This is a genomic window from Streptomyces sp. NPDC013187, assembly GCF_042899705.1.
Lineage (GTDB): Bacteria > Actinomycetota > Actinomycetes > Streptomycetales > Streptomycetaceae > Streptomyces > Streptomyces hawaiiensis_A.
Genome location: NZ_JBIBAF010000010.1, coordinates 177,081 through 191,047, shown reverse-complemented (window position 1 = coordinate 191,047; position 13,967 = coordinate 177,081). Strand labels below are relative to the sequence as shown.

General features: G+C 70.7%; 10 protein-coding genes. 5 read left to right on the top strand and 5 right to left on the bottom strand.

Annotated features, from left to right (window positions below):
• Window positions 1-112: 112 nt before the first annotated feature.
• From ACFY5B_RS22730 to ACFY5B_RS22720, 3 genes are all read right to left on the bottom strand, one after another.
• Window positions 113-2,848 carry a SpoIIE family protein phosphatase gene (locus ACFY5B_RS22730; protein WP_389971936.1) on the bottom strand — a complete coding sequence of 912 codons (2,736 nt, stop codon included), beginning with the start codon at window positions 2,846-2,848 and terminating at the stop codon, window positions 113-115.
• A 130-nt stretch (window positions 2,849-2,978) separates the two neighbouring features.
• A complete protein-coding gene (locus ACFY5B_RS22725) occupies window positions 2,979-3,524 on the bottom strand; it encodes a hypothetical protein (protein ID WP_389971934.1) in 546 nt (181 codons plus the stop codon).
• Between the two features lie 28 nt (window positions 3,525-3,552).
• Entirely contained in the window at window positions 3,553-4,137 is a 585-nt protein-coding gene (locus ACFY5B_RS22720) for an ATP-binding protein (RefSeq protein ID WP_389971932.1), read from the bottom strand.
• 230 nt (window positions 4,138-4,367) lie between these two features.
• On the opposite strand from ACFY5B_RS22720, the gene ACFY5B_RS22715 reads away from it, so the two are divergent.
• Both ACFY5B_RS22715 and ACFY5B_RS22710 read left to right on the top strand, forming a co-directional pair.
• Window positions 4,368-4,598 carry a DUF397 domain-containing protein gene (locus ACFY5B_RS22715; protein WP_362043388.1) on the top strand — a complete coding sequence of 77 codons (231 nt, stop codon included), beginning with the start codon at window positions 4,368-4,370 and terminating at the stop codon, window positions 4,596-4,598.
• Between the two features lie 152 nt (window positions 4,599-4,750).
• Window positions 4,751-5,665 carry a helix-turn-helix domain-containing protein gene (locus ACFY5B_RS22710; protein WP_389971930.1) on the top strand — a complete coding sequence of 305 codons (915 nt, stop codon included), beginning with the start codon at window positions 4,751-4,753 and terminating at the stop codon, window positions 5,663-5,665.
• Window positions 5,666-5,716: 51 nt separating this feature from the next.
• On the opposite strand, the gene ACFY5B_RS22705 is transcribed toward ACFY5B_RS22710, so the two are convergent.
• Together ACFY5B_RS22705 and ACFY5B_RS22700 are read right to left on the bottom strand one after the other, a co-directional pair.
• Entirely contained in the window at window positions 5,717-6,544 is an 828-nt protein-coding gene (locus ACFY5B_RS22705) for an SAM-dependent methyltransferase (RefSeq protein ID WP_389971928.1), read from the bottom strand.
• A gap of 252 nt (window positions 6,545-6,796) precedes the next feature.
• Complete coding sequence (locus ACFY5B_RS22700; RefSeq protein ID WP_389971926.1) at window positions 6,797-8,176, bottom strand: GH1 family beta-glucosidase; 1,380 nt, start codon at window positions 8,174-8,176, stop codon at window positions 6,797-6,799.
• A gap of 137 nt (window positions 8,177-8,313) precedes the next feature.
• Between ACFY5B_RS22700 and ACFY5B_RS22695 the strand changes: the two genes are divergently transcribed.
• The 3 genes from ACFY5B_RS22695 to ACFY5B_RS22685 all read left to right on the top strand — a co-directional run bounded on the left by ACFY5B_RS22695 (window position 8,314) and on the right by ACFY5B_RS22685 (window position 13,951).
• Window positions 8,314-9,996: a hypothetical protein gene (locus ACFY5B_RS22695; protein WP_389971925.1), complete on the top strand. Its 1,683-nt coding sequence runs from the start codon at window positions 8,314-8,316 to the stop codon at window positions 9,994-9,996.
• Between the two features lie 209 nt (window positions 9,997-10,205).
• Window positions 10,206-10,379, top strand: a complete 174-nt coding sequence (locus tag ACFY5B_RS22690; RefSeq protein ID WP_389971923.1) for a CsbD family protein — start codon at window positions 10,206-10,208, stop codon at window positions 10,377-10,379.
• Window positions 10,380-10,771: 392 nt separating this feature from the next.
• Window positions 10,772-13,951 (top strand): glycoside hydrolase, encoded by a 3,180-nt coding sequence (locus ACFY5B_RS22685; RefSeq protein WP_389971921.1) that lies wholly within the window; start codon window positions 10,772-10,774, stop codon window positions 13,949-13,951.
• The last annotated feature ends 16 nt before the right edge of the window (window positions 13,952-13,967 follow it).

The following is a 13,967-nucleotide window of genomic DNA, read 5'->3' as shown; positions in this document are numbered from 1 at the left end:
AGCGGCGACAAGCGATCTCAACGGGAAGCTTAAACTAAGGTATGCCTAACCCGGTACGAGGGTCCGGTCTATGAGCTCATAAGGCTGCTTTATGGGGAGCCCCTGGTCGCCCTTATGGCAGGGGCTGCTCCGCCCAGATCACCTTCCCCGCGGGCAGATAGCGCGTCCCCCAGCGCTCCGCGAGCTGCGCCACGAGAAACAGGCCCCGCCCGCCCTCGTCCGTCATGGTCGCGTACCGCAGGTGCGGCGAGGTGCTGCTGCTGTCGAACACCTCGCAGATCAGGTTGCGGTCCCGCAGCACCCGCACGCGCATGGGACCGCCGCCGTACCGCAGCGCGTTGGTGACCAGCTCGCTCAGGATCAGTTCCGTGCTGAACGTCAGATCCTCCAGGCCCCACTCGGCCAGCTGCCGGCTGACCGCCGCCCGCACCTGGCCCACGGCGGCCGGGTCGGCCGGCACCGGCCACTCCGCGACGTGGTCGGCGGTCAGCGCCCGGGTACGGGCCACGATCAGCGCGATGTCGTCGCTGGAGCGGGCCGTGAGCTGCGAGTCGAGCACGACCCGGCAGGTGTCCTCCGGGGACTGCCCGGCCCGGCCCAGCGCCTCGCGCAGCATCTCCAGCCCCTCGTCGATGTCCCGCTCCCGGTCCTCGACCAGCCCGTCGGTGTAGAGGACGAGCCGACTGCCCTCCGCCAGTTCCAGCTCCGCCGTCTCGAACGGCAGGCCACCGAGCCCCAGCGGGGGACCGGCGGGCACGTCGAGGAACTCCACCGTGCCGTCCGGGTGGATCAGCGCCGGCGGGGGATGCCCGGCCCGCGCGACGGTGCACCGCCGGGAGACCGGGTCGTAGACGGCGTACAGACAGGTCGCGCCGGTGACCGGGGCGCTGCCGTCCTCCTCCGTCTCGTCCTGGTCGATCCGGCCGACCAACTCGTCCAGCAGGGCGATCAGTTCCTCGGGTGGCAGATCGAGGGCGGAGAAGTTGTGCACCGCGGTGCGCAGCCGCCCCATCGTGGCCGCCGCGTGCAGCCCGTGACCGACGACGTCCCCGACCACGAGCGCGACCCTGGCCCCCGACAGCGGCAGCACGTCGAACCAGTCGCCGCCCACACCGGCCTGCGCCGGCAGATAGCGGTAGGCGATCTCCAAGGCGTCCTGCTCGGGCAGGTTGCGGGGAAGCAGGCTGCGCTGGAGCGTCACCGCCATGCTGTGCTCGCGGGTGTAGCGGCGGGCGTTGTCGATGGAGACGGCGGCCCGTGCGACCAGCTCCTCCGCCAGGGCCAGCTCGTCCGGGTCGAAGGGCTCCTGCTTCTCGTAGCGCCAGAAGCTGACCACGCCGAGTATCAGGGTGCCGGCCCGCAGCGGCACCGTGATCAGCGAGTGGATGCCGTACGAGACGATCTGCGCGGAGCGCTCCAGGTCCTGCGCCTGCCAGCCCGGGGCCTCGCCCAGCCGGGGCTCCAGGACGGGGCTGCCCGTGGCGAGGCTGCGGCCCTGAGGAGAGGACTCGACGAACCTGATCCGCTCCCCGGCCGGATAGAGCGGCGCGTCCTTGCGGATCCCGCTCACCGCGGTCCGGCTGAGCGCGGCCGCGGCGTTCGGCTGCCCGCCGCCCAGTACGGCGTCGAACAGGTCCACGGTGACGAAGTCCGCGAACCGGGGCACGGCCAGCTCGGTGAGCTCCTCGGCGGTGCGGGTCACGTCCAGGCTGGTCCCGATGCCCACTCCGGCGTCGTACAGCATGTTGAGCCGCTCGCGCGCGGTCTCGGCCCGCCCGGACAGGGCCCGCAGCTCCGTGGAGTCGCGCAGCGTGGCGACGCTGCCGGGCGGGACACCCGCACGGTCCGTGGTCCGCTGGTTGACGGCGAGGAGCCGGTCCCCGACCAGGTGCACCTCGTCCGTGGCGACCCGTCCCGAGGCCAACAGCTCGGCGATGCCCGGGTCGAGACCCAGACCGAGGACGAGCCGGCCCTCGGCGTCGGCGGGCAGCCCGAGCAGGCGGTGCGCCTCGTCGTTGGCGAGCAGCAGGGTGCCCCCGTCGTCGACGATCAGCACGCCCTCGCGCACGGCGTGCAGCACGGCGTCGTGGTGTTCGTACATCCGGGTCATCTCGTGCGGCCCGAGACCGTGGGTCTGGCGCAGCAGCCGCCGGCTCACCAGCGCGGCACCCGCCGTCGCCAGGGCGAGCGCCGCGGCGGCGGCCGCGAGCACGAGCGGCAGCTGGCGGTCGGCGGTCCCGCCCACGTTCTTGGTCGTGATCCCCGCCGAGACCAGGCCCACGACCCGGCCGTCCTGGTCCTTGACCGGTACGACGGCCTGGACGAGCGGGCCGATGGTGCCGTCGACCTCCTCGGTGAACGACTTCCCGGCCAGCGCCGGCGCGATCGTCCCGACGAACTTCTTCCCGATCCGGTCCGGCTTGGGGTGGGTGTAGCGGATCCCGTCGGTGTCCATGACGACGACGAAGTCGACCTTCGACCGCTCACGGGTGGCTTCGGCACGTGGCTGGAGCACGGCGGTGGGATCGGGACCCTGCAGCGCCTCGACGGTGCCCGGCGCGTTGGCGAAGGTCTCCGCGACGGCGAGCGAACGGTTGCGGGCCTCCTGCGTCGTGTCGTGCCGCACCTGGAGCACCAGCGCCACGACGGCCGCCACGACCAGCAGCAGCACGATCACCACGACGAGCAGGAACACCTGTCCGGCGACGCTGCGTCCGCCCAGCACCGACCGCAGCCCCGCCGCCGGTTGCCACCGCGACGGGCCCGCCTCCCGCGGCTGCCGTGCCGACGGCGCAGCGCCGGGCCGCAGGGGCGATCGAGTCCCGGATCGACCCACGAGTCGGACCATGTGCCATGTCTACACTGCCCGGCTCCGGGAGGCGAGGGGCATCACCCAAGGTGACAGGGGGTTCTCACCGTTTCATCACGTCCGAGGACCTGCGCGGGGCCCCCTGCCCACCGCACAACGTACGACGATTTCAGGCGCCGAGCGAGCGGGCCAGCTCGTTCGTGGCACGGGCGATCTCACGGTCGTCGTCCGCCAGCAGCCGGCCGAGCTCGCCGCGCCGGGCCCGCACGGCCTGGCGGGCCGCACGCTCCCACACGACCGGGTTCTCCCGATGGTTCAGCAGTTTCGGATAGACGGCGGCGGTGCTCTCCCACTGCCGGGCGTCGGCGATGCTCTTGAGCAGCCGGATGATCTGGGCACGGCACGTCACCTGTGGCAGCTTGGCCAGCTCCCACAGGAACGGAACCGTGGCCGCCGTCGCCTGCTCCACGACGAAACCGAACTGGCAGATCCGTTTCCGCAGATCGTCGAGGGCGGAGCGGGCGGTGTCGGCATCACCCGCGGCGATGCCGTTGAGCAGGAGGGGAATGGCCGCCGCCGAGCCGGTGGAGTCCTGGATGTCGCCCCACGGCACACGGTCCAGTGCCGTGAGCGGCGTGTTCCGGGCCGTCCCGGTGGGGGCGTCGGGGCGCTCGGGGCGCTCGCTGCTCGGGTGTTCCGTCGAAGCGCTGCGCATGGCGAGGGGCCTTTCCGCGGCAGTCGTGTCAGATGGGTGGACAGGGTGCGGCCGGCCGGGTCGACAACCGGGCCCAGACCGTCTTGCCCGCCGGAGCGCCGGGGGACCAGCCCCACTCCTCGGACAGGGCGTCGACGATGCACAACCCCCGGCCGTGCTCCTCCAGGGCGACGCCGGTCGGCGCGAACACGGGCGGGTGGTCGTCGAGGTCGAAGACGGTGACCAGCAGGTGGCCGGGATCAAGGAGGAATCCGAGGCGAATCTCCGGCACACCGGGGGTTCTCGGCGCCGCGTGTGTCGCGGCGTTGGCGGCGAGCTCGGTGATGACGAGGGTCGCGTCGTCGCAGCGGTGGTCGAGCGACCAGCCGTGCAGGGTGTCGCGGGTGAAGGACCGGACTCGAGCGAACCCCTCCCGGCTGCACTCGACCCGCAGGGCGGCCGAGGCGGACAGGGCACCTGAGAACTGCGGCAGTGTCTTCGGCACCGAGGGCGGGATCCCGTACGGCGTGACCGTGTGCGGGCCGGCCGGCGCGGTAGGAGTCGCTCCGGGGGCGCCTGCGTGTGCCGCAGCCCCACTCGGCGGCCGGAGCACGTGCTGCGCAGGTGATGACACGGCATCTCCCCGATGCGACGTCAGGACACGGCGTCGGCCCGGGGGTTGACGCCGCGGCTATTATCCACGCTGAAGGCGCTCGCGTGCAATTGCACGAGAAATTGCGTGAGAATCCAGCCGTTGTGGGTACGCAAGCCGGGACGAGTGCGGTCGGAGGAACGCGGCCGCACTCGGGGGAACGGCCGGGCACACCGTGCGCGGCGGGGAACGAGAACAGCAAGGAGACTGCGGTGCCACCAGTGCGGAACGGAGTGCAGGCAAGCTCGTTGGACGCCTGCTGGATCAAGAGCCGGCACAGCAACGCCGAGGGCAACTGCGTCGAAGTCGCCCCCCTCGTGGACGGCGGGATCGCCGTGCGCAACTCCCGTGACCCCGACGGTCCCGCCCTGGTCTACACGTCGGCGGAGGTGGCGGCCTTCCTGGCGGGCGCGAAGGACGGCGAGTTCGACCACCTGCTCTGAGGGGCGGTGGCGTCTCGCGTGCGGTGTCCCGCTCTGGGGGAGCAAGTGGAGCCCAACTCCCCACTTATGTCGGGCTGCTTGGGTGGATGCGTGAAGACCTGGTGAAGTGCGATAGTGTAAATCGCCCTTGTGCCGGTCTGCTGGGAGTCAGGATGTCCGCCGCGTCACATCGCATCTCCCGCCTGGAACCCTACCTGGACAGGCCCGAGCCGGCGCCGACTCTGTTGAAGATGCTGGTCGGTGTACAGCTCGCCGGCTTCCGAGAGGACGCCGGGCTCGCCCAGGACCAGGCGGCGCGCGCTGCCGGGTTCAGTGCCGCGAAGTTGTCCCGCATCGAGTCGGGCAAGGGCCGCCGCCCGCCGACGGAGAACGACGTCCGCACCCTGCTCGAGCTGTACGGCACCGACGACTACGAGGCCTCGGTACTGCTCAAACTGCTGCAGCGGGCCGGTGAGCCGGGCTGGTGGCAGCGGTACGACAAGCGGCTGATGCCCGAGTGGTTCGACCGGCTGGTCGGACTGCAGGAGGCTGCCGCCACCATCCGTACCTTCGAGATCCAGTACGTGCCCGGCCTGTTGCAGACCCCCGCCTACACCAGGGCCGTGGTGGAGCGCGGCCTGCCGAACGCGCCGGCCGGTGAGGTCGAGCGACGCGTCGAACTGCGCAGACACCGCGCCCGGTTGGTGTCGCGGACGGACGCCCCGCAGCTGTGGGCGATCATCGACGAGTCCGTGCTGCTGCGCGTCCTGGGCAGCACCGAGGTGATGCGGGAGCAGCTCGCGCACCTCGTGGAAATGGCCGAACGTCCCAACGTGACGCTGCAGATCGTGCCGCTGAGCGTCACCAACGCCTCGGCACCTGCCATCCCGATCACGTATCTGCGCTTCGGCGGCCTCGATCTGCCCGACGTGGTCTACCTGGAGCACATCAAGAGCGCGAACTTCCTCGAGGACCGCGACGAGACCGAGGAGTACCGGATCGCGCTGGACCGGCTCGCGGACGAGGCGCTCAAGCCCCGTGACTCGTTGGAGCTGCTGCGGCAGACGATGGAGCAGCGCTACCCCTGACGCGAGGATGCCGGGCGCGGGACGACGACCGCCCCGCGCCGGACACCACGGTCACTTCTCCAGGGGAACCCGCCCGACTCCGCCGAACTCGATCCACTCGTGCGTGAGCTGACGGGGCGCCACCTCGGTGTCCGGCCGCCAGGTCGACACCTCCACGAGCCCGGGCTGGAGAATCTCCAGACCCTCGAAGTACGTCTCCACGTCCTTCGGTTCCCGCACGCGGCCCCAGTGGCCCTGGGTCGCCTGGTCCATGAAGTTCGTGACGAAGGCGCGGACCTCCGGGTCCTCGCTGACCAGCTGGCACATCACCATGAAGCTCCCGGGCGCGAGCCGCTCCCGTACGCGGCGGGCCACCGCGAGCGGCCCGTCGGTGTCGCTGTCCGGGATGCAGTGGAACACCGAGTTGAAGAGCACGCACACCGGCTCGTCGAAATCGATGAGCCGCTTGGTGTCCGCGTGGCCGAAGATCAGGTCGGTTTCGCGCATGTCCGCGTGGATGACGGTCGTGCGCTCGTCCTGCTCCAGCAGCGCACGGCCGTGGACCAGCACCATCGGGTCGTTGTCCACGTAGACCACGTGGGTCGTGGGCTCGATGCGCTGGGCGACCTGGTGCACGTTGTCCTGCGTCGGCAGACCTGACCCGTGGTCCAGGTACTGGCGGATGCCGTACTCCTCGGAGAGGGTCTTCACCACCCGCTGGAGGAAGCGCCGGTTGTTCAGGGCCAGGCGGCGCGTGCTGGGCACGACCTTGTCGAGTTCCTCGCACGCCGCGCGGTCGGCCGCGTAGTTGTCCTTGCCGCCCAGGTAGTGGTCGTACATGCGCGCTGCCGTCGGCACGTTCGCGTCGATCTCGGTGGACAGCTGCTTCTCGGAGTGCATCGTTCCCCCTGCAAGGTGCCGCGCCAACGGACTGGCTGGACAGGAAGTACATCCTAGGGAGCGGGAGTTGGGCGGGCCAGCCCACTGGGCAAGGTGCCCCCCGATCGAACGACAAGATGATGGGTGTCCACCCTGCCGCGTGTGCCCTATGTGGCGATCTGTGTGCTTTGTGTCACAAGCGCTCGGACGGGCCCTCGCGGGCCACAGTGTCGTCCTCGCTGCTGCACTCGGACGCGATGGGCACCACCCCGGTCACCGCCGCTGTGCGGCGATCATGGACCGGTACCAGTGGTAGCTGTCCTTCGGTGTCCGCTGCTGGGTGGCGTAGTCGACGCGAACGATCCCGAAGCGCTTGTCGTATCCGAAGGCCCATTCGAAGTTGTCCAGGAGTGACCACACGTAGTAGCCGCGCACCTCCACCCCGGCGTCCATCGCGGCCCGCAGCGCGGTGAGATGGTCGCGCAGGTAGGCGATCCGGTCCGGGTCGTGGACGGCCCCGTCCGGGCCGGCCTCGTCGTCCTCCGCGGAGCCGTTCTCGGTGATGAGGACGGGCGGCAGGGCCTGGCCGTACCGCTCCCTGAGCCCCACGAGCAGATCGGTGAACGTGTGGGGCGCGACGGCCCAGCCCATGGCGGTGCGCCGCACGCCGGGCATGGGTACCTCCGCGTACCGGTTGTCGGTCGCGACGCGTCGCGACGGGTCGCTCTCACGGTAGGGGGCGTCGGTCACCACGATCGGCCGGTAGTAGTTGATGCCGAGGAAGTCCAGAGGCCGGGAGACCAGCTCGAGGTCACCGTCCTGCCGGAAGTCCTGACCGCTGATCAGCTCACCCCACGTCTCCTCCTCGGCCGCCGGGTAGCGGCCTGCGAGAAGCGGCTCGGTCCACACCAGGTTGTGCAGGGTGTCCGCGCGGGTGACGGCGGCCCGGTCGGCGGGGGAGCCGGTCGCGGGCAGGTGGTGGTCGAGGTTGAGGGTGATGCCCACCTCGCGCACCCCGGCCGCCCGCAGGGCCCGTACGGCCAGGCCGTGCCCGACCAGCAGGTGGTGGGCGGCGGCCAGCGCGCCACGGCCCTCGCGGGCGCCCGGGGCATGCCGGCCGACGGAGTACCCGAGGAAGGCACTGCACCAGGGTTCGTTGAGGGTGATCCAGCGCGGCACGCGGTCGCCCAGGTGCTCCGCGACGACGGCCGCGTACTCACCGAACCGCTCGGCGGTCTCCCGTACCCGCCAGCCGCCGCGGTCCTCCAGCGCCTGCGGAAGATCCCAGTGGTAGAGGGTGGCGGCGGGCTCGATCCCCGCGTCCAGGAGCTCGTCGACCAGCCGAGAGTAGAAGTCCAGCCCCTTGACGTTCACCGGGCCGGACCCGTCCGGCACGATCCGCGGCCAGGCGATCGAGAAGCGGTACGAGTCCACGCCCAGCTCACGCAGCAGGGCGACATCCTCCGGGTACCGGTGGTAGTGATCACAGGCGACATCGCCGGTGTCCCCGTTCGCCACCAGCCCCGGGGTGTGGCTGTAGGTGTCCCAGATGGACGGCCCGCGTCCGTCCTCCTGCGCCGCCCCCTCGATCTGGTACGAGGCGGTCGCGGCCCCGAACACGAAGCCGGGCGGAAAACTCGGAAAGTCAGTCATGGCTTCCACCATGCCCGGGGCCGCGGGCAGCCGTGATGAGAACCGCTAATCTGGATATACGAGAATTTATCGAAAGTCTTCAGGCGTGTCCGCAACCGCTATTCTCGCGGCCCCGGCCGCTTTCCCAGGAGAAACTCATGGGCGACTATTACGATCTCGGCACGCACCGCCGTCCCGTCACCACGTCCTCGCCCGATGCTCAACTCTGGTTCGACCGCGGTCTGATGTGGACGTACGCGTTCCACCATGAGGAAGCCGTCGCCTGCTTCGAGAAGGCGGCCGAGGCCGACCCGGACTGCGCCATGGCCCATTGGGGTATCGCCTACGCGCTCGGCCCGAACTACAACAAGCCCTGGGAATTCTTCGACGGCGAAGAACTGGCGCAAACCGTCGAGCGCACGCACAGGGCCGTGGAAAGGGCCCATGAGAAGGCCGCCCGCGCCACCCCGGTCGAGCAGGCCCTCATCGGCGCACTGCGGGCGCGCTATCCGCAGTCGCAGGCCGTCGAGGACTGCTCGGTGTGGAACGAGCCCTACGCGGACGCCATGCGCGTCGTCTACGAACTGGCTCCCGGCGACCCGGACGTCGCCACCCTGCACGCCGACGCAGCGATGAACCTCACCCCGTGGCAGCTGTGGGACCTCAAGACCGGCCGGCCGGCCGAGGGTGCCCGGACCACCGAGGCCAGGGCCGTGCTGGAAGCCGCCCTCGCCACCGAGGGCGGCTTCCGGCATCCCGGCGTCCTGCACCTGTACATCCACCTGATGGAGATGTCCCCGACGCCGGAGCAGGCCCTCACCGTCGCCGACCGTCTGCGCGGCCTCGTGCCCGACGCCGGACACCTGCTCCACATGCCCTCACACCTGGACGTTCTGTGCGGCGACTACCGCCAGGTCGTCTCCGCCAACAGCGCCGCGATCGCCGCCGACGAGAAGTACCACCGGCAGGCCGGCGCGATGAACTTCTACACCCTCTACCGGGCGCACAACCACCACTTCAAGATCTACGGCGCGATGTTCCTCGGGCAGGCGCAGGTCGCCCTGGACACCGCCGCCCAGCTGGAGGCCGCCATCCCCGAAGACCTGCTCCGGGTCCAGAGCCCGCCGATGGCCGACTGGCTGGAGGCGTTCCTGGCGATGCGCGTCCACGTCCTGATCCGCTTCGGCCGCTGGACCGAGATCCTGGCACTGCCCGCCCCCGCCGACCAGGAGCTCTACGCGACGACCGTCGCCATGCGGCACTACGCCCGGGGCGTCGCCCTCTCCGCCACCGGCCAGGTCGACCGGGCGGAGACCGAACGCGAACTCTTCCGCGAGGCGGTCAGCAGGGTGCCCGAGACCCGGATGCTGTTCAACAACACCTGCCACGACATCCTCGCCATCGCCTCCGCCATGCTGGACGGCGAACTCGCATACCGGAGGGGCGAGTACGACCTCGCCTTCGCGGCCCTGGAGCGCTCCATCGTGCTGGACGACAACCTGCCCTACGACGAGCCCTGGGGGTGGATGCAGCCCACCCGCCACGCCTACGGCGCACTGCTGCTGGAGCAGGGCCGCGTGGCGGAGGCCGAGGCCGTCTACCGTGCCGACCTCGGCCTCGACGACACCCTGCCCCGCCCCCTCCAGCACCCGGGCAACGTCTGGGCCCTGCACGGCTTCCACGAGTGCCTGCTGCGCAGTGGCAAGACCGGCGAGGCGGCCCTCGTGGCCCACCAGCTCAAGCTCGCGACCGCGCTGGCGGACGTGCCCGTCCGGGCGTCCTGCTTCTGCCGCCTCGACACCACCCCAGGCCCCCAGGCGGCCGACGGGTGCTGTCACTGACCGCGGGCAATCACAGAGGTGGTTCTCGGCTCCACCATGTGCGTCCGGAGTCGTCCACGCAGCCCCTTCGTCGTGCCCAGCGCGCCCACGGCACCCCGCAGCCGTGGGCATCCCGGGCCCGACGACCGCAGCGCACGTTTGAGCTGCCGCTTTCCTGGTCACTCGGTGCGGTGACCCCGTAGTCGGACACGACATGGAGTGAACGAACCGTGGCTGGAGAGCAGAAGGGCAAGGCCAAAGCCGAGCAGGCCAAGGGCAAGGCCAAGGAGGCGATCGGCCGTGCGGTGGGCAACGAGCGCCTGACGGCCGAGGGCAAGGCGGAGCAGTCCAAGGGTGACGCCCGTCAGGCCAAGGAGAAGACCAAGGACGTCTTCAAGCACTGAGGTCACATGCGGTGCCGCGTCCCCGTGGCGGGACGCGGCACCTTCGCGTGTAGGTCAGCCGTCGGCCGGTCAGCCGTCAGCCGTCGGCCGGTCCCAGGGCACCGGCTCCGCGTGAGTGCGCCCTCGGCGCCCAGCGGCCCCGGCGGGATGCGATCACCAATCCGGGATGCACCACCCGCACACAACAAGCGCAGCAGGCAGCCGCGCCGCCGCCGACCCCCTCCCTTTTCGGTGCACGGGCCGTACGTTCTCGCTCCCGCACGCACACGTTGCGCAGCGGCACCCACCGGGTTCCCAACTCGCCTCACCTCTTGACGTGTTGATTGCCGTCCTAAAACATTCGGGAAGCTCGATCGACTCTGCGCGGTTCTGTTCGCTCCCGAAGGGAATCCATGTCCAGCAGACATCGCCTCGCCCGAACGGCACTGGCGATCACCGTCCCCTTAACACTCGGCGCGGGCCTCGTCGCCGTGCCTCCTGTCACCGCTGCTGCCGCGGATCCGCCGGCGAGCGCGGTCACGGTACGGATCGATCCGTCCTACCGGCAGCAGGAGTTCGAAGGGTGGGGGACGAGCCTCGTCTGGTTCGCCAACATCACCGGCCGCTACCCGGAGCCCATCCGGCAGAAGCTCGCCGACATGCTGTTCGGCGAGGACGGACTCCGCCTCAACATCGCGCGCTACAACATCGGCGGCGGCAACGCCCCCGACGTCCGCAAGGACTACATGAAGACCGGCGCGACGATGGACGGCTTCTGGAAGGCTCCCGAGGGCACCACCCGGGAGGACACCGACTGGTGGAACCCGGACGACCCCGGGCACTGGGACTGGTCCGCCGACGCGGGCCAGCGCTGGTGGGTGGACCGCGTCAAGAGCAAGGTGACCCGCTGGGAGGCGTTCAGCAACTCGCCGCCCTGGTTCCAGACCGTGAGCGGCTACGTCTCGGGCGGCTTCGACGCGGGCACCGACCAGATACGGGCGGACCGCGTCGACGACTTCGCCACCTACCTGGTGAAGGTGACCGACCGGCTGGAGAAGAAGCACCGCATCTCGTTCGACACCATCGCCCCGCTCAACGAGCCCAACACCAACTACTGGGGCACCCGGATCGGCGCCGACGGACAGCCCACCGGCGGCCGTCAGGAAGGCGCGCACGCCGGTCCGGAGCTCCAGCAGAAAGTCGTCCTGGCCCTGCAACGCGCCCTGGACAAGGCGAGGACGCGCGCCACGATCTCCGCGATGGACGAGACCAACCCCGACACCTTCGTCCGCAACTGGAACGCCTACGACAGCTCAGCCCGGGCCGCCGTCGACCAGCTCAACGTGCACACCTACGGCACCGGCATGCGCACCAGCGCCCGCGACAGCGCCAAGGCCGCCGGCAAGCCGTTCTGGATGAGCGAGGTCGAGGGCACCTGGGGGACCGGCACCGACTTCACCGGCATGGAACCCGGGCTCGGGATCGCCACGCGGGTCGTCGAGGACATCCGTGAACTGGAGCCGTCCGCCTGGGTGTTGTGGCAGCCGGTCGAGGACTCGATCCCCCAGGCGCAGGCCGGCAAGAACTGGGGCAGTATCCACATCCCGTTCAACTGCACCTCCAAGGACACCTTGGAGAGCTGCCCGATCAAGGCCAACACGAAGTTTCACACCCTGCGCAACTTCACCCATCACATCCGCCCCGGCGACCACTTCGTCAAGGTCGACGATCCCTCCAGCGTCGCCGCCGTACGCAAGTCCGGCCGCGGAGCGACGGTGGTGCACGTCAACAGCGGCACCGCTCCCCGTACCGTGACCCTGGACCTGACGAAGTTCCGGCGGGTCGCCCGCGGGGCCACCGTGACGCCCGTGGTGACCAGCAACGACGGTGCCCTGGTCCGCGGGGCACCCGTGAAGGTCGAGGACCACTCCGCCACCGTGACGGTCCCCGCCAAGTCGGTGACCACCCTCGTCGTCGACGGCGTGTCCGGCACCGCGAAGGGCGCCGCGCTGGTCGAGGCCGGTCATGTCTACCGCCTCCAGGGCACCCAGAGCGGCAAGTCCCTGACGCCGTCCGCCGAGGGCGACGGCGTCGTCGTGCGCACGGCCGACCCGGCCGCCACGTCGCAACTCTGGTCCGTCGAGCGGCTGACGCGCGGCAACGGCAACCGTGACCGCTACGCCCTCGTCAACGCCGCGGACGGCAGGCACCTCGCCGTGCGGGACGACGAGGCCGTGCTCGAAGACGGGGACACACCGGCCGCACACTGGATCATGTCGACCACCGGGGACGGCAGTTGGACCTTCGTGAACGCCGCGACGGGCCGTCTCCTCGATGTCGTCGGCCAGTCGACGGCCGACGGCGCCCGGGTCTCGGCCCACCTCCCGACCTCCAACGCCAACCAGCGCTGGGGGGTGAGCGATGAGACGGTGCTCAGCACGGAGCCGGCCGAGGCCTTCACCGTCCCCGGGCGCGCCCCCGAACTGCCCAGGACCGTGAAGCCCGTGTTCCCGGACGGCGCCCGGGGCGCGCTTCCCGTCGAGTGGACGCTGCCCTCCGACTCACGCTGGCGCAAACCCGGGACGGTACGCGTGAAGGGCCGGGCCACCGATGCCCTCGGCCGGACCGTCCCGGCCGAGGCGGTCGTCACCGTGGACACCATCGCCGCCACCGTGCCCGCCCGCGCCAAGACCTACACCGGCGGCCTGCCCGACCTGCCCGCCACGGTCACCGGCGTGGGACGGCACGGCGGAACCGCGGACCTTCCGGTCACGTGGAACCCCGTGCCCGGGGGAGCCTTCGACGACACCGGTGTGGTGAGCCTGCGCGGCACCGCCCGGATCCCCGGCGGAGACACGGCAGCGGCGAGCGTACGCGTCCAGGTCACCACGCCCGAGGAGACCAACGCCGCGCGCGACGAGGGCGTGGCGGTCGGTGCGACCTACACCGAGAGCGGCTACTCCGCCGAGGGCCTGCGCAACGGCACCACGTCCGAGAAGGCCTGGTCGAACTGGAGGTCCGGCACGAAGAACCCGTCCGACACCATCACCTTCACCCTGCCCGAAGCACACGATCTGACCCGGGTCGTGACCCACTTCCACCGTGACGGCGCCAACGTCAGCTTCGCGGAGTCCCTCAAGGTGCAGGTGCGAGGTTCCGACGGCACATGGTCCGACGCGAGCGACCAGGTCGCCGTCGGCGCCGAGGGGGCTCCCGTGGCCGACGTCCCGGTGCGGGCGATCGGCCCCTCGACGGGCGTGCGGGTCGTGATGACGGCCCGGCCGGGCGGCTACATCACCCTCGGCGAGATCGAGGTCTACGCGAAGGCGCCGGGCGTTTCCGCGGACGCGGCTGCCGCCTCGGTCGAGCTGGACGGTGCGCCCCTGGCCGGCTTCGACCCGGACCGGACGAGCTACCGGGTGGCCGTCGACCGCCCGGACCGGGCCCGGATCACCGCCACGCCGCGTGACCCGTACGCGAAGGTGACGGTCCGGACGGACACCGCCGGGGGCAGGACGGCCCACATCGTCTCCGTGACCGGCGAAGACGGCTCACAGACCCGGGAGTACAGGATCGAGCTGACCCGCCGCTGACCCACCGAAGACACAC